The sequence below is a fragment of the Paenibacillus sedimenti genome (assembly GCF_014534655.1).
GTDB lineage: Bacteria > Bacillota > Bacilli > Paenibacillales > NBRC-103111 > Paenibacillus_E > Paenibacillus_E sedimenti.
Window position 1 is genome coordinate 211,735 of sequence record NZ_JACVVD010000008.1, and the last position, 17,563, is coordinate 229,297.

General features: G+C 46.6%; 8 protein-coding genes. 6 read left to right on the forward strand and 2 right to left on the reverse strand.

Annotation, left to right across the window (positions count from 1 at the left end):
• Positions 1-23 precede the first annotated feature (23 nt).
• Positions 24-1,160, reverse strand: coding sequence for a sporulation integral membrane protein YtvI (gene ytvI / locus ICC18_RS21810; protein ID WP_188176565.1), 1,137 nt, complete (start codon positions 1,158-1,160; stop codon positions 24-26).
• 356 nt (positions 1,161-1,516) lie between these two features.
• On the opposite strand from ytvI, the gene ICC18_RS21815 reads away from it, so the two are divergent.
• The gene (locus tag ICC18_RS21815; protein WP_376745659.1) at positions 1,517-3,589 is read left to right on the forward strand and encodes an RNA degradosome polyphosphate kinase; all 2,073 of its coding nucleotides are present in this window, start codon (positions 1,517-1,519) and stop codon (positions 3,587-3,589) included.
• Here ICC18_RS21815 and ICC18_RS21820 read toward each other — a convergent pair.
• Positions 3,555-5,090 carry a Ppx/GppA phosphatase family protein gene (locus tag ICC18_RS21820; protein ID WP_188176567.1) on the reverse strand — a complete coding sequence of 512 codons (1,536 nt, stop codon included), beginning with the start codon at positions 5,088-5,090 and terminating at the stop codon, positions 3,555-3,557. The two genes, ICC18_RS21815 and ICC18_RS21820, sit on opposite strands and share 35 nt — an antisense overlap.
• Positions 5,091-5,449: 359 nt before the next feature.
• Between ICC18_RS21820 and citZ the strand changes: the two genes are divergently transcribed.
• From citZ to ICC18_RS21845, 5 genes are all read left to right on the forward strand, one after another.
• Positions 5,450-6,562 carry a citrate synthase gene (gene citZ, locus ICC18_RS21825; protein ID WP_188176568.1) on the forward strand — a complete coding sequence of 371 codons (1,113 nt, stop codon included), beginning with the start codon at positions 5,450-5,452 and terminating at the stop codon, positions 6,560-6,562.
• Positions 6,563-6,759: 197 nt separating this feature from the next.
• Complete coding sequence (icd, locus tag ICC18_RS21830) at positions 6,760-8,058, forward strand: NADP-dependent isocitrate dehydrogenase (protein WP_188176569.1); 1,299 nt, start codon at positions 6,760-6,762, stop codon at positions 8,056-8,058.
• Between the two features lie 55 nt (positions 8,059-8,113).
• A complete protein-coding gene (mdh, locus tag ICC18_RS21835) occupies positions 8,114-9,055 on the forward strand; it encodes a malate dehydrogenase (protein ID WP_188176570.1) in 942 nt (313 codons plus the stop codon).
• Positions 9,056-9,425: 370 nt separating this feature from the next.
• Positions 9,426-11,000 carry a DNA-binding protein gene (locus tag ICC18_RS21840; protein ID WP_188176571.1) on the forward strand — a complete coding sequence of 525 codons (1,575 nt, stop codon included), beginning with the start codon at positions 9,426-9,428 and terminating at the stop codon, positions 10,998-11,000.
• Between the two features lie 292 nt (positions 11,001-11,292).
• The gene (locus tag ICC18_RS21845) at positions 11,293-17,508 is read left to right on the forward strand and encodes a pectinesterase family protein (protein ID WP_188176572.1); all 6,216 of its coding nucleotides are present in this window, start codon (positions 11,293-11,295) and stop codon (positions 17,506-17,508) included.
• Positions 17,509-17,563 lie beyond the last annotated feature (55 nt).

Below are 17,563 nucleotides of genomic sequence, written 5' to 3' on the forward strand. Positions count from 1 at the left end.
TATGAAAAAGCTCAGCACTCTCTCTAATCAGAGGAGGCTGAGCCTTTTTGTATGTATGCGGCGATATCGTGGAAAATACGCGCCCTATAGAACGCAAATATAATCAGAAGCGTCACGGGTCCGATAATCAGTCCGACTAACCCGAACAATTGCAGTCCAACAAACATAGCGATTAATGTCGCCAATGGTTCTAGACCAACGGATGAGGCTAATACTTTGGGCTCCATGATTTGCCGGGCAATGACAATGACACCGTATAGGACACTAAGACCTATCCCCAGATAAATATCTCCTTGTGCGAAAAATACATAGAGAATCCAAGGTACCATAACGGCTCCCGTTCCTAAGTACGGCATTAAGTCCGCTAAACCGGTCAGCAAGCCAATGGTTATCGCATAGTTCACATTGAGCACGAGCAGGCCGATAATGACAACCAGCGCTGTGAGAGAGACAAGAATGAGTTGGGCACGTAAGTAACCGAATAACGCTTTTTGCAAATCGTTCCTTATAAGCTTCGTGGTCTTCACGATCGTATCCGAGAAGATGCCCTTGTATCTGCTTATAAGCTGATACCAATCCTTGCTAATGAAAAAAGTGGCCAGCAAGACGATAATCGTTAATGTCGCAATGTTGGGCAAGGAGGTCAAGAACCCTTTCAACGTACCGAACACATACCCGATAATATGTTTGCTGACATCTGCTATAGATCCGGCTGTCGAAGATAAATTATTGTTGACTGTTTCTTGATATTTGGGGTTGCTTTCAAAAAATTCATTAATCCTTTCGATCCAATCTTGGAAAGCCGTAGAGTTAATGAAAACGTTAAATTGATCGGCCCAGCGGTTAATCTGATCCTGCAGCGTTTCGGCTAAAGAGCCTAATTCCACAATGATATTGGCGACCAGCACGGTTATGGCCGTGATCATTGCACCCAAAAACAAAAGCATGGATAGGGTTACGGCGAGCCAGCGCGGCAGCTTCATTTTAAAATGGAAAAAATTAACGAGCGGGTTCAGCAAGAGGGCAATGAGCCAGCCGAAAATAAACGGATAAATCAACGGGGTAACATAATAAAGGGCTAAGCCGAGAAGCAGTACAATGATGGCTACCCAGATGCCTCTGAAAATTTGATGAACTAAGCGCGGATTGAGGATATTCATGGTATTTTCTCTCCTTGCTTCAACATAGTTGTATTGTAACACGTTCAAGGAAGAATACGAAAATCCATTCACATTTACCACATAAGGATTTATTAGTTTCCGATTAATCGGATAATAAAAATTCTTATTGGCATATAAAACTTCCTCTAAAAGCGGTCTGGCTACTTGGAAAGGACTTCGATAAAAGTTTTATTTACAAAATCTTAATATTTCAAGAGGGGACTTTCTGCATTGTCCGTCCACCTGGAGCATAGTACAATGAGGGTACGAATGTCGAAAATTAGAACATCATTAACGGAGGCTTTATGAGTATTGCAAGAGAACCCGCAGCGAAGGAAGTCAAAGAGCTCAAGGAAATGAATGAAGTATCGTCGATGTACTTGAACCGGGATCTGAGCTGGATCGAGTTTAATCGTCGCGTACTGCAGGAGGCTCAAGATCCGAGTACTCCGTTACTTGAGCGCGTGAAGTTTTTGTCTATCGTCTCCAGCAATCTGGATGAGTTCATGAGTGTCCGCGTCGCAGGACTACTGGATCAAATGAAAGCTGGCTATAACAAAAAGGACTTTACAGGCTACACCCCTGCCGGATTAATCAAACGCATTATGAAACGCATAGCCAAAATGGTGTCCGAACAATACAAAACATACCGGGAGATCAACAGGCAGCTTACTAAAGAGGGCATCGTATTCACCGAATACGAGGAATTGAATGCCAGCCAAAAGAAAGCGATGGATGCGTATTACCATGATATTATTTTCCCTGTTCTAACGCCTATGGCTGTGGATCAGAGCCGTCCATTTCCGTTAGTACATAATCAATCGGTATATTTAGCCGTTGTGCTGGTACGAGATGGAGACGATCCTGATGATGAGCCTTACTTTGCCATCGTGCAAGTACCCAGTAACTTATCGCGCTACATCCCGGTCCCGACGCGGCCTAACAGTAAGAAGCAGGAATTCATTTTGCTTGAGGAACTAATTGAGCATCATATTCAGTCGCTCTTTAGCGGCTACACGCCAATTGCCGTTCATGGTTTTCGACTGACGAGGAATGCGGATTTGACGTTGAATGAAGAAGGGGCCGAGGACCTGCTCGAAGAGATTGAAAAGGAGTTGCGGCGCAGGCGCTGGGGATCTCCGGTGCGTTTGGAAGTGCAAGAGGGCATGCATCCTTATGCGCTTGCTCAGCTTCAGGATGAGTTTGAGATTACGGAGTATATTTTTGAAATTGACGGTCCGCTCGATATTACTTACTTTATGAAGCTGGCAGGCAGTTTGAACGGCTTTGACAATCTTCGATATCCGCGGCTGGTTTCCAAATATCCGGTTGAATTCGAGGATATAAGCGATTATTTCTCTTTGTTGAAACAAAAAGACGTGCTCGTCCATCACCCCTATGAATCTTTCGATGCGGTTACGGATTTTATTGTTCATGCAGCCTACGATCCGCAGGTACTCGCGATTAAGATGACTTTGTATAGAGTTAGCGGGAATTCCCCGATCATCCAGGCGCTTGCCAGAGCCGCGGAGTCCGGAAAGCAGGTAACGGTTGTCGTTGAGCTGAAGGCTCGGTTTGACGAGGAGCGTAACATCGCATGGGCGCGCAAGTTGGAAAAGTCGGGCTGTCACGTCGTTTATGGCCTTGTAGGGCTGAAAACACATGCCAAAATCACCCTAGTCGTGCGTCAAGAGGAAAACACGCTGCGCAGATACGTACACGTTGGTACGGGCAATTATAATGACAGCACCGCTCGCTTGTATACCGACGTTGGCCTTTTCACATCAAATGGTGTCATTGGAGAAGATGCTTCGGCGCTCTTCAACGAAATTACCGGCTATTCGGCGCCGCATAACTGGCAGTCTTTTGCAGTCGCCCCGACAGATTTGAGAATCAAACTGTTCGAGCTTATTGAGCGCGAAGCTGAGCATGCAAGAGCCGGCCGGCCGGCTCATATTATTGCAAAAATGAATTCTTTATCCAATCAGGAGATGGTGGATGCGCTCTATGCGGCATCTCAGGCAGGGGTTAAGATCGACCTGATCATTCGCGGTGTATGCTGCTTGCGTCCAGGAGTGCCGGGATTGAGTGAGAACATTACGGTACGGAGCATCGTCGACAGATTCCTGGAGCATTCCCGCATTTATTATTTCGAAAACGGCGGGCAAGTGGATATATATCTGTCTTCGGCCGACTGGATGACGAGGAATTTAACTCGCCGTATTGAATTGATGTGTCCTGTGCTCGATGGACAGTTGAAAAAAATGATGATCCAAATCCTTAGCCTTTCGTTAAATGACAACGTCAAAGCGAGAGAACTAATGCCGAACGGGATGTATGCGCGGGTAAAAAATGAACTGACCCCTTATCGGAGCCAGTTCGAGGCGATGAAAATTATGTCTTGGAAAAAGCTTCAGCTTGAGCCATAATCTTGAGACCCCAGCCTTTCTCAAAATCTTTACTGATCACAGCTAGTTCTTTTAGCTCGTGAAGGGGGTTGTGGACGCATTGAAGTTTGATGGCAAGCGTCTTCCCTTTTATAGTCAGCTCCACATCCTGTACAGGCTGCGTCTCGCTTCGATCCAGGGCAATCGCTAATTGGAGCAGTAAACCCAGCTTTACGATCAAGCCTTCGTCGGATTCCATCAAAATGTCCTTATAAGCAAGGACCTGCTGGTGGGTCCGGCTTTTTGTTTTGTATGAGGCTATGAGGGAGCAGATAACGATTTCCCGATGATTGAACCCGTCGATTCGTGCTTGCGCTATCATGTACTGGGTATGTTTGGTGAATTGATAATAATGTATACTTGCTCCTATCCGATATAGAAGAGCTGCCGCGTGAAGGTAACGTTTGCTCTGTTCGCCTGAGGCTTGATCGACATTGAGTTCGTCATAAAGCTTCATAGCGAGTCTATCGACATGCTGTACGTGTTTTACTGTTGCATTCGGATGGAGTAGGAGCATGTTGTTAATGCTCGCCTCAAGTACATCCTTTTTCCTGGGCTGTTCTGGGTTAAATGTTTCATAAAATAGACCGTCCCGAAGTCCTGCACCGCTTATGATACAATGTGAACTGAGTGCTGCCTCATATATTGTGTCTAAGATAACAAGCCCTGGAATCATAATGTCGGCTCGCTCTTTGGCCAGGCCTTCGATTTTTTTTCGTTTTTCTAAAGGGATCGAGGATAGCAGTCTAAGGAAATAATCGAGCTCGCCAGGTTTCATCACATAATTGTGTGCAAGCTGGAGGGAATATTTATTAAGTTTTTGACTCATTTTGCCTAGTGTTCGTATAGTACCTCCAAGCCCGATCATAGGTAGATTCGGTGAGCTTGAGATCCAAGGATTAGAGGAGATGGCTTCCTCTACCGTATGGCGGATCCCCATAATTTCTTGCTCTGAAATCGTTCCATTTTTCATAAATTGACGGGTTGTATTCACAGCACCGAATGGAAAAGACACGCTCTGAAGCAGTTCACGATTGCGGAACAGGGTAACTTCCGTGCTTCCGCCGCCGATGTCGATAATGAGCCCATCTCGGATATCGATGGTATTAATGACGCCAAGGAAGCCGTAACGGGCTTCTTCGGCTCCGCTCAGAACTTCAATGCGAAGATCGGTTTGCTCTTCGAGGGTGCGAATGATATCAGCGGAATTCGCTGCATTGCGAATCGCAGCCGTCGCTACAGCTCTAATCGTTTGCACGTTGTGAGCTTTACACAGCAGCGAGTAATGTGCGAGAATGGGAACAACTGAGAGAATATCTTTGTTATGTAAAAGGCCGTCCGGACCGATACGCTCACTCAGTCTTGCGGACTCTTTATGCTCGCTCACCACACGATATGCCCCTTGCGCATTGATTTCGTAGATAACAAGCCGGATGGAGTTGGACCCGATATCAATAATGCCGATACTGAAGTTGCTGCACATATCTATGCTCCTTAGCGTTTTTCGCCGGAAAAACTGGCGTCGAAGTATAAGCTTCGTAAAAATAGATGTTCTTAGGCTACATTGTATCAATCTCCATCGTTTCCGACAAACTTTTCCTGAATGGTAAGTATATTTCGACAAAATTAACAGAAACTTGTTAAAGGTTGTTTAAGAATCCATACTAAAATGCCAATTTCTTAAATGCTGACGGAAGCGCGAATTCCGTCAAAAAGATTCTTTATGGTAGTGATAATGAAGTTTTATGTCCTCTTTTGTTCACTTACCGTACGAAATCCTTTATTATTAAGGTTAGGAAAAAAGCAATTTTTTGCTAATAAAGTAGCTAAGGAGAGATTCCCATGACTGCAACCAAAGGTTTGGAAGGAATTGTAGCCACGACCTCGTCGATCAGCTCCATTGTAGATGGTGTCCTTACGTATCGCGGGATTGATATTGATGACCTCGCAGAAAATGCGACATTTGAAGAAGTAATCTACCTGCTTTGGTTTGGTAAGCTGCCTAGCCAATCCGAGCTTGAGAAATTGCAGAATGACCTGAACGCGAACAGCAAGGTGCCTGCTGCGGTTATCGAGCAAATCAAATCTTATCCGAAAGACGTTAATTCTATGGCAGCTCTTCGTACGGCTGTATCCGCACTTGCCTTGTACGATGAAGAAGCGAACGACATGAGCCCGGAAGCAAACGTACGTAAAGCGATTAAATTACAAGCGCAAGTGCCTGCAATCATCGCGGCGTTCGCACGTATTCGTGAAGGCAAAGAGCCTTTGGAATCGAAAGGATATTCTACTGTAGCTGCTAACTTCTTGTACCAAATGACGGGTAAAGAGCCGGACAAAGTTGCTATCGAAGCTTTGGACAAAGCATTGGTTCTTCACGCTGACCACGAGCTGAATGCTTCCACATTCGCAGCCCGCGTTACGGTTGCAACGCTTACAGATATTTACTCCGGTATCACTTCCGCGATCGGCACGCTCAAAGGACCTCTTCACGGCGGTGCGAACGAAGCGGTTATGGAGATGCTTGAAGAAATCGGTACTGTAGAGAACGTTGTTCCTTACATCAACGATAAACTAGAGCGCAAAGACAAAATCATGGGCTTCGGCCACCGTGTTTATAAAAACGGAGATCCTCGCGCGAAGCACCTGCAAAAAATGTCCTACGAGCTGGGCAAAATCACCGGCAACATGAAATGGTACGATATGTCCATTAAAGCCGATGATTTGGTAACCAGCCTCAAAGGTTTGAAACCAAACGTAGACTTCTACTCCGCATCTGTGTATACGTCCCTGGAAATTCCGCGTGACCTGTTTACGCCGATTTTCGCCATTTCCAGAACATCCGGATGGACAGCCCATATGCTGGAGCAATACGAGAACAACCGTTTGATCCGCCCTCGCGCAGAGTACACGGGTCCTGTGAACCAAAAATATATCCCAATTAGCGAACGATAATTGCTAGTATATGAAGCTTTTTGCTCAAGGTGCGGGCAGTTCGGTACCCGTTCCCGGTATAGCCGGGGGAGTGCCGCAACTCCCGTCACTTTTTGTGTATCCGCCATGCCCTCGGAGTGAACAGCCGAAGCACGTAACGGAAAAGCGCAAGCGTAACTCAAAAACCATATTTTCCATAATCTTAAGGAGGAAATTCCATGCCACAATTCGAATCCTACGAACTTCCAAAAGAAGGTCAAAAAATCACCATCGAAAACGGTGTTCTGCAAGTTCCTAACAACCCAATCATCCCTTTCATCGAAGGTGACGGTACGGGGCCTGACATCTGGGCGGCTTCCCAACGCGTTCTGGATGCAGCTGTAGAAAAAGCCTATAAAGGCGAGAAAAAAATTGCTTGGTACGAAGTATTTGCCGGCGAAAAAGCATTCAACAAATTCAACAACTGGTTGCCTAACGATACATTGACAGCTATGCGCGAATACATCGTGTCCATCAAAGGACCTCTGACTACGCCAATTGGCGGCGGTATCCGTTCCCTGAACGTGGCGCTTCGTCAAGAGCTTGACCTTTATGTATGTTCCCGTCCGGTTCGTTACTTCACAGGCGTTCCTTCACCGGTTAAACGTCCTGAGCTGGTCGATATGGTTATTTTCCGTGAGAATACAGAGGACATCTATGCAGGTATCGAGTGGGAGTCCGGTTCCGAAGCTGTTAAAAAAGTTATCAAATTCCTTCAAGACGAAATGGGCGTTAAGAAAATCCGTTTCCCTGAAACTTCCGGTATCGGTGTTAAACCAGTATCCTCCGAAGGTTCTGAGCGTCTGATCCGTGCGGCTATCGAGTACGCAATCAAACACGGCCGTAAGAGTGTTACTTTGGTACACAAAGGCAACATCATGAAATTCACGGAAGGCGCGTTCAAAAACTGGGGTTACGAGCTGGCTGAGCGTGAATTCGGCGACAAAACATTCACTTGGGCTCAATACGACCGCATCAAAGAAGAGCAAGGCGCTGAAGCTGCGAACAAAGCTCAAAAAGACGCTGAAGCAGCTGGCAAAATCATCGTAAAAGATGCGATTGCCGACATCGCCCTGCAACAAGTCTTGACTCGTCCAACTGACTTCGATGTCATCGCAACATTGAACCTGAACGGTGACTACCTGTCTGACGCTCTTGCTGCACAAGTTGGCGGTATCGGTATCGCTCCAGGCGCGAACATCAACTACTTGACTGGTCACGCGATCTTCGAAGCAACTCATGGTACAGCTCCTAAATACGCAGGTCTTGACGTCGTTAACCCAGGTTCCGTCATCTTGTCCGGCGTTATGCTGCTTGAGCACCTAGGCTGGTTGGAAGCGGCTGAATTGATCTACAAAGGTATGGAAGCATCCATCAACAACAAAACCGTTACTTACGACTTTGCTCGTCTGATGGAAGGCGCGAAAGAAATCAAATGCTCCGAGTTCGCTAACGAAATCATCAAAAACATGGGCTAATCCCATTTTTTAAATCAGATTTCCACCATAAAAACTCTTAGGAGGCATACCTCAAATGGCAATCCGTCGTAATAAAATTACCGTTGTCGGCGCGGGCTTCACAGGTGCAACCACTGCTCTTATGCTGGCTCAAAAAGAACTCGGAGACGTTGTTCTGCTTGACATCCCACAACTGGAGAACCCAACAAAAGGTAAAGCGCTCGACATGCTCGAAGCGGGTCCTGTTCAAGGCTACGACTCCCAAATCACAGGTACTTCCAGCTATGCGGATGCTGCTGATTCCGACATCGTGATCATTACTGCAGGTATCGCTCGTAAACCGGGCATGAGCCGCGACGACTTGGTTAACACGAATGCAGGCATCGTGAAATCCGTTTGTGAGAATGTAAAAGAAGTAGCTCCTAACTCCATCGTTATCATCTTGAGTAACCCGGTTGACGCGATGACTTACGTAGCTTACCAAGCGCTCGGATTCCCTAAAAACCGCGTAATCGGTCAATCCGGTGTACTCGATACGGCTCGTTACCTGACATTCATCTCCCAAGAGCTGAACGTCTCCGTAGAAGACGTGAAGGGCGTAGTTATCGGCGGACACGGCGATGACATGGTTCCCCTCGTTCGCTACACTTACGCTGGCGGCGTGCCGATCGAGAAGCTGATTCCAGCTGACCGTATCGAAGCGATCGTTCAACGTACGCGTACAGGCGGCGGCGAGATCGTTAACCTGCTTGGTAACGGCAGTGCTTATTACGCACCAGCAGCTTCTCTTGTACAAATGACTGAAGCAATCCTGAAAGACAAAAAACGCATCATCCCTACAATCGCTCTTCTCGAAGGCGAGTATGGCTACGACAACCTGTTCATGGGCGTTCTGACTGTACTTGGCGGCAATGGTATCGAGAAAGTTATGGATATCGAGCTGACTGCAGACGAGAAAGCGGCTTTGGATAAAACAGCTAACTCCGTACGCAATGTAATTAAAGTTGTAACGGGTTAATGAATAGAAAAAGAACCAGGTTCCTTGAATGGGAACGCTGGTTCTTTTTTTTGGTGTATAGCATTGTTAATCTACATGAAAAGAAAATAGACCGCTCTTGAGTTCGCGCTCAGCGGTCTATTAGATCAATGCTCATGCGGCCGATTACCCTTGAGGGTAATCTATTTGTCAAGGAACCGGTTGCCGCCGGCTCCTTTATTAGTTTAATATTACCACGTCTACTTTATACTTCGCAATTCCTTTGTGCACGCCACTAAATTTTTGTTTCTTTTGTAAATCCGTTCCGGGATGCTATTCCGATCTCATTTACTTGTGCTACGATATAGATAGGCCAAGTCTTGGCTAATTTATCCAAAAGGTGAGGGATTTGATGTTGAAGAAAGGCTTGTTTGGAACAAAGAGCTGGAAGAGCCTTGTTCTTACCGTCGTATTATCGGTATCTTTCTTAGGAACGATACCGCAAGCATTTGCGGAAGGACCGACCGATCCGGCTCCGACAATTACGCCTTCGACAGCGAATGGGAAAAAGGTGCTGTTTGACAATACGCACGGTCAAACGGCGGGTGCAGCCGACTGGGTCATTGACGGCGGGTTCTCTGATTTCGCCAATGCGCTTGGCAATGCGGGTTATTATGTAAAAGAACTTCGTAAGACAAGTCCGATTACGCTTTCGGATTTATCTGAGTACGATGTATTTGTCGTCGGCGAAGCGAACATTCCATACAAGACTTCCGAGCAAAGCGCCATGCTGCAGTATGTTCAAAGCGGCGGCAGTATCTTCTTCGTTGGCGATCATTATAATGCTGATCGAAACAAGAATCGTTGGGACGCCTCAGAAGTGTTTAACGGTTACAGGCGCGGGGCATGGACCAATCCTGCAAAAGGCATGAGCACGGAAGAAGCGGCCTCAACAGCGATGCAAGGAGTAGCGAGTGCGGATTGGTTGGCCGATAACTTTGGCGTACGATTCCGTTACAATGCGATAGGCGATGTTACGGCAAACAACATTGTTAGCCCATCACAGGCATTTAACATTACGAGTGGAGTTTCCACGGTCGCCATGCATGCTGGCTCGACGCTCGCGATCACGGATCCTAATAAGGCCAAAGGCATTGTGTACCTGCCTGCAACAAGCGCCAAATGGTCCAGCGCCGTGGATCAAGGCGTATACAACGGCGGAGGAGTCGCCGAAGGTCCGTATGTCGCTGTTTCCAAAGTAAGCGCAGGTAAAGCCGGCTTCATCGGTGATTCATCGCCGGTTGAAGATGCAACGCCGAAGTATAAGAAAGAAGAGAACGGCGGCACGAAGACCACTTACGCAGGATTCCAAGAGCAGAATGATGCCACGCTGCTTGTTAACATGGTTAATTGGCTGGCTACCAAAGAATCGTACACAAGCTTGACGCAAGTCCCTGGTCTAAGTCTTGATTCAGCTACAACACTGTACAGTTGGGAGCAGCCGGCTAATTCAACTGAACCCGTAGCAGAACCTTGGGCAACGCCGGCCGCCGGTTACAAATGGTGGGATCGTACAACATTCAAAGCAGGCTCCTATGGATATAGCTCGTCAACCAATACTACCGATCCGTATGCATTTATCCATCAATCCACATTACCGAATCAATATGTGTTCCAAGTAAAAATCATTGTGAACGGATTAGCAGCGAATTCGACGGTATCCGGCTATAATCTCGGCATTTATAACAGCTCCGGTACGCAAGTCGCCAAAGTACAGAACAGCAATGGCACGTGGCCTTCATCCTACGGCTACAGTACGAGCTTCTCATTGACAGCTGATGCCAGCGGGCATGCGGAGAAAATCGTAAATGTCCAAATTAATCCGAGCGTTTCCGGTTCAGCCAATATGCGGTTAAGACAGAATACGACCGCAAAGTTCACGAAAGCCGTTACGATCGGTAATGTACCGGTGGAGCCACTACCTTAAATAGGAATCGATTAGAACTAGTGTCTGCGGATAGCAGGCACTAGTTTTTTTGTGCTCGATAATCACGATAATCATTGGAACAGATTTCCTTTCAGCCCCTTAATCTAGGCTCTATTCAAACATTAGGATTATATACGTAACGGGAGTTGGTTCATATAATTAAGACGAAATATGCAATGGCAGAGGGGGAATACAAACAGGAGAGAGTTAGGGGAGAGATGTGCTGAAAATATGTAAGCGTAATCATTATTATGTGCAAATGGATGTAATAAATAGGAGGTTGATGGGTTTGATGAGCAAATTATTTCGTATTCTGCTTTGCTTGCTTTTGGTTGTCACATTTGTTCCTGCTATTGGGCCTGGAAGTGCGCAGGCAGAAGCATTCCGTTTTAGTGAGAATTTTGAGCAACCTTTGACCACGACTCCAACAACAAGTGGAAGCTTAACTTCCAAATATATCGTACCGGCTAACAGCACAGGTACACCTAACTTTGCGCAAATCATCAACATGCAGGGACCTGCATGGACGAACAACACCGACAACAAAGTACTTATGCTTCACGACGAAACCGGCAACCATGCAACGGCTCAGGCTGTGTTCACCAAGCAGGAGGGCAGAACGATTGTAGCAGAGTTTGATTACAAGTTCGATGCTGCTGCGATTTCTTCAAATCACAGAGCAATTCGATTGTTGGGCGGCAGCACTCAGATTGTTTTCATTGAGACATTCTCTAATGCGATTGCATATCGTTACAAAGATCCGGTCAGCGGCGCGGATAAACAATATAAATCGATCGTACCGTCCGGCAGCTTTCAAGCGGGTACCTGGTATCATATGAAAATTCAGGTGAATCTGAATAATCCGACCACTGGCGTCATGGTTACAGTAACCGATGAGAATAACCATACGTACCGTCTCAATGACGGCCAAGGATTTCAGTTTTTTGATTCCACTACAGCGCAAGCAAGCAGGTATTTGGACAAGCTGGATCATCAAACGTCAGACGGTAACAAAGCCAACATTTATTACGACAACGTAACCGTATACGAGCCATTGCTGCCTCCGGCAGCGCCCGTAATCACGAGCACGGTAGCTGGTAACACACAAGCTGCTCTAACCTGGGGGGTTACGGATGGAGCAACCAACTACCTCGTTAAGCGGAAAGAAGGGGCAACTGGGAATTATGAACAGATCGCTGCACTTACCGGGCTCTATTATGAAGATACCCGATTGCACAATGGGGTGAGCTACTCCTATATCATAAGCGCAGTTAATGATAATGGATCAACGGACTCGGAAGCCGTTCAGCTTACACCTACGGATTCGATACCGCTACCGGAACAAGTGACGGGTTTGCAAGCAATGCCTCTAGATAGTGCAGTGAAGCTTTCCTGGAATGCTGTTCCAACGACAAATGGTATGATGATCAAATATTTGGTGATGAGAAGCAATGCTCCAGATGGTACATACATACAATTAAGTCCTGACGCGGCCATTACAGAAACCAGGTATACGGACACTGTGCTAAATAACGACCAAACCTATTATTACAAAATCATTGCCTCAAGTGTTGCGGGAAAAGGCTCGGCATCAGAGGTGTTGGCCGGCACTCCGCGCGCGCCTTTATCCAATCCGACAGGATTGACGGCTGAAGCAGGGGATAATAAGGTTGCGCTTACATGGAATGGAGTCGGCGCAGCAGCTTCTTACAACGTGAAAAGAAGTACTAACAATGGCGGTCCGTATACCGAAATTCAAAGAGATATTACGGGAACGAGCTTCGTAGATGCTTCAATAAATAATGGAACCGCTTACTATTATGTCGTGACGGCGGTTAACGCCAAAACGGAAAGCATGATCTCGAACCAGGTAAAAAGTACACCGTATTCACCGATCCCTGGAGCCCCAACAGCCCCCAAAAACTTAACTGCAATTGCAAATGAAGGGACAGTGATGCTTTCTTGGAACGCAACTCAAGGGGCAACAGCCTACTCAGTGAGACGGAGCATGCACGGAGTTGGATCTTTTGTTGAAATTGGATCTGTTGCAGCCGATCACTATTCTTACGAAGATAATAGCGTAGTGAACGGAACCGAGTACGATTATGTAGTAGCAGCTGTTAATGCTGCTGGCATAAGCGGCTATTCCAATGAAGTGTACGTAGCCCCGGCGGAAATCGTGACCGTTGATCCCAACCAATCGGCCGATGTTGACGCTAAGAGGTTTCCAACGATCAGCGAGGCGGTTGCGAGAGCTTCACAATTATCAGGCGGTCGCAAAGTCGTCTACATTAAAGCAGGAACGTACAATGAAAAAGTAATTGTGACGGCTCCGAATATCAGCTTTATTGGAGAAGGTCGTGAAGTGACCAAAATTGTCTACGGAGATTACGGTGGCACGAATGGACAGTCGGGTAACGTCGGCAGTACGTTCAAGAGCCAAACGTTAGATGTACAGGGTGATAATTTCAGCGCATATAACCTAACCGTTGAAAATAATGCGGGACCTCGCGATACTTACGGTACAGCGGTAGCGGTATCCGTAAAAGCGGATAAAGCGATCTTTGACAACGTACAAATTTTGGGGTATCAAGATACGCTATATAACGGTGGTGGTACAACGAATCCAACGACCAATCCGGGCAGGCAGTACTTCCGCAATAGCGTTATCCGAGGTGATGTTGATTTTATTTTTGGCGAAGCGCCAGCTGTCGTTATTGAAAATAGTGATATTATAAGCGCCAGACACCCTGGAGCCACGAGCAAGGATGGCGGGTATGTCACAGCAGCCGCACAGAATAAAATTTCCGATGTCGGTTATGTATTTTTGAACAACAGGCTCATTAAAGATGCTTCTGCCAAAGGAGATCACTACTTAGGCCGTCCTTGGAAAAATAACCCAAAGGTTCATTTCATCAATACTTGGATGGATTCTCACATTAAAGCCTCAGGCTGGTCAAGCAGTTGGGCCGGCACTTCCGGTCCATTATCGCCAAGTGCTTTCAGAGAATTCAACAGCGTTGGAGGCGGAGCAAATGCTGCACTTCGGGATTCGAAAATTTCGGAGCAAATGACGGCAGCAGAAGCGAGCGCTTTAACAATCCCGCGTATTTTTGGAGACTGGGATCCGACGCAGCCGATCATTTTACCAAAGCTCATTATGCAGCCATTACTTGATCAAAAAGAAGCTATTGTTGATAAAAATGTGGAAAGAGCCGAAAATTTGCAAATCAACCTCCTTTCGCCAGGAATCGAATTACAGTCCATAGCCAACGGCTCCTATACGCTGATTCGAGGTCAGGATTATGATTTTAACGGAAGCGGGTACGTTATTTATCGCCATTATTTGAATTCATTAGAATTAGATAAGCATTATTTGACTTTTCAATATACATCGGGAGCGCAAGTTTCATTTATTCTTAAAGTCATCAACTCAGTTCAGGTGAAAACGCTTGTCGCAAATCAAGACGGCTGGGCTTCTTATAAAAAGGAGCTAACGGGAGGCGCAGGGGCTAACGGGGATCACATTGACATCGTAACTAACCGCAATGAACTGATTCAAGCATTAGGCGGCAATAACGCGACGAATAAAACGAACGCGAGCCCGAAAGTAGTTTTTATCAAAGGTAAAGTAGATATGAACGTCGATGATCAGAATCAACCGCTTGGTTATGAGGATTATAGACAAGGTGTAGATACTAAAGGAACTCCGTACAATTATACCGTTGAAGCTTATGTTGCTAATCCAGCGGCATTGGAACATGCAAGAAGTTCGGCACAAGCCAAGCAAGCGGAACGGGTAAAAATCTATGTAGGCTCCAACACCACTCTGATTGGCATCGGTTCCGACGCGAAGATTGTGGGAGGTAATCTTGTACTGGACAGCGTGAGTAATATCGCGATTACCAATCTGGAGTTCCAAGATGCTTATGATTATTTTCCGTTGTGGGATCCGGCCGATGGAGCTTCGGGGAATTGGAACTCCCAATATGATAACATCACGATAACCGCTTCCTCGCGGATTTGGATTGACCATAATTCGTTTAACGATAACAGCGGGCGTTCGGATGGTCATGAAGCAACGTATTTCGGCAAGCACTTCCAGCACCATGACGGCTTTGTTGATATTACGAATCAATCGGATTTGGTCACTTTATCCAACAACCATTTCTCGAATCACGATAAAACGATGCTGATAGGCAGCAGTGACTCGGGACCGGACGCTGGCCGCTTGCGTGTGACCATTCATCATAACTATTTCGAAAATATTGCTCAGCGAGCTCCACGGGTTCGATTTGGACAAGTTCATATGTATAACAACTACTATAACTCGTCAAACAGTCCTGACAATATATACTCGATTGGCGTAGGCGCTTCATCTCAAGTGTACTCGGAAGGAAATTATTTTGAAAATGTCAGAGTGCCTGTCGCGTATTATGATAGCGCTTCGGCAGGATCTATCATTGATGTAGGCAGTACTTTTGTCCATAGCGGTTTGCCAACATGGAAGCCAAATGGTACATGGAATCCGAAGGATACATATCCGTATACAGCCATACCTTCGGTCAATGTGAAGGAAGTAGTGCTTAGTCACGCAGGAGCAAAAGGTAGAACGTTGACAGTTCCTGCTCCCGTTGCCGAGACAGGCCTAAGAGCAGAGGCAGGAGATAGCCGGGTCAACTTAACCTGGTCAACAGTTACCAATGCCACTTATTACTCGCTCAAGAGGAGTACAACGAGTGGCGGAACATATGAGGTGATCAATCCGATGATTAACGTGTCCGACCCATCGGTTACAGATGCCACATATACAGATGAGCAGGTCATAAATGGAACTACGTACTATTATTTGGTGACAGCCGTAGGAACTACCGGTGAATTCGTCAGTTGGAATGAAGCGAACGCAACACCTTCAGCAGAGATCCAAGTACCGCCGGCTACTGCCCGATTAAGCGCGTCAGCGGGTGACGGCTTGGTGAGCTTGCAATGGGATAGTGTTACAGGAGCGACATATTACAAGGTGAAGCGAGGAACATCCAGCGGAGGTCCGTATTCAAGCATTGCTGATACCGTTACTGCAGCAACTTATACAGATCGAAACGTTCAAAACGGTACCACCTATTACTATATCGTTACCGCTGTGAACTCAGCCGGTGAAGGGGCAAAGTCACTAGAGGTCAACGCTCAACCTTACCGATCAAGTCAAATCAATGAGGTAGGTAATCAAACAACAGGGCCAATTCATTTAAAAGTGACGAAGAATGAGGATGGGAATCCCAAAATCGCAGCTGCTTCGGTGAAAGCGCTGCGAGCAGATGGAACTATGGTTGAGAAGGCGGTTATTGAAGGAACGGATATCAAGACCGCTTTAGAGCTAATGACCAAAACGACGAGCAATGCATCTGCGCCTAAGATTATCGTTGAATTAGACGTTGACGGCGCTGCGACTGAGTTTGAATTTCCAGCTTCTGATCTAATTGAAGCAGCTAAAACTGTTCCTTCTGCGGAACTATCTATGAATGCTGCTGGTATCACGTATAACTTTCCTCTAAAGCTGCTCGATGCTTTGAATTTGGCGAATCAGCTGGGTGCCGACGCCAAAGACGTGAAACTTAGTTTTACGATCGAGAAGTTGGCGGGAGATAAAGCAGCTCAAATCGAAGCAGACGCAAGGAAAAACGGGGTGAGTCTACTCAGTAACGCTGTGGATTTTCAACTGACAGCTTCAGCAAATGGTAAGTCGGTTTCCATCCATGACTTCTCCGGTATCTATGTGAGCAGATCTATAAATGTAAATCGTATTATAAGCCCAGTCAAGAGCACCGTCGTTCTTTACGATCCGACAAGCGGTTCGATGACGTTCGTACCGGCGACCTTTAAACCGGTTGGCGGTGCTACGGAAGTAACGATGAAAAGACCGGGCAATAGCATTTACATTATTGTAAATTCCGCGAAATCATTTAAGGATTTGGACGGTCATTGGGCAAAGCCGGATGTTGAACTATTGGCATCCAAGCTAGTTGTGAACGGAATGACGGATACTGCATTTGTCCCATTGAACCCGATTACGCGCGCAGAATTTGCAGCGTTGTTGGTTCGTGCGCTGGGCTTGCCGAAGGAGATGAACGCTGCTTACTCCGATGTAAATGAAAACGACTGGTACGCGGGAGCAGTTGCCGCGGCAGCAGAAGCGGGTATCATTAACGGCTTCGAAGACGGCACCTTTAAGCCGAATGCATACATAACGCGTGAACAAGCCGCGGTTATGATCGCCCGCGCTCTTGAGAAGGCAGGCAAGAAACCTGCGTCTGGCGGCAAGGGAGTAACGGTGTTTACGGACAATCAAGAGATTAGCAGTTATGCGAAGGATGCTGTATCAGCAGTAGTCAATGCTGGTATTATCAATGGTATGACAGACCATACATTCGTGCCAGACGCGAATGCTAGCCGAGCGGAAGCGGCCGTACTGCTGAAACGTTTGCTGCAGGTTGCTGAATTTATAGATTAAAGGAAAAGAGGGCGTTTTTGTGCCCTCTTTTGTATGCATGTCGTGTGCATATGTT

Coding starts and splice junctions, on each gene's coding strand:
- ytvI (WP_188176565.1), bottom strand. CDS start 1,160: ATGAATATCCTCAATCCGCGCTTAGTTCATCAAATTTTCAGAGGCATC.
- ICC18_RS21815 (WP_376745659.1), top strand. CDS start 1,517: ATGAATGAAGTATCGTCGATGTACTTGAACCGGGATCTGAGCTGGATC.
- ICC18_RS21820 (WP_188176567.1), bottom strand. CDS start 5,090: ATGTGCAGCAACTTCAGTATCGGCATTATTGATATCGGGTCCAACTCC.
- citZ (WP_188176568.1), top strand. CDS start 5,450: ATGACTGCAACCAAAGGTTTGGAAGGAATTGTAGCCACGACCTCGTCG.
- icd (WP_188176569.1), top strand. CDS start 6,760: ATGCCACAATTCGAATCCTACGAACTTCCAAAAGAAGGTCAAAAAATC.
- mdh (WP_188176570.1), top strand. CDS start 8,114: ATGGCAATCCGTCGTAATAAAATTACCGTTGTCGGCGCGGGCTTCACA.
- ICC18_RS21840 (WP_188176571.1), top strand. CDS start 9,426: ATGTTGAAGAAAGGCTTGTTTGGAACAAAGAGCTGGAAGAGCCTTGTT.
- ICC18_RS21845 (WP_188176572.1), top strand. CDS start 11,293: ATGAGCAAATTATTTCGTATTCTGCTTTGCTTGCTTTTGGTTGTCACA.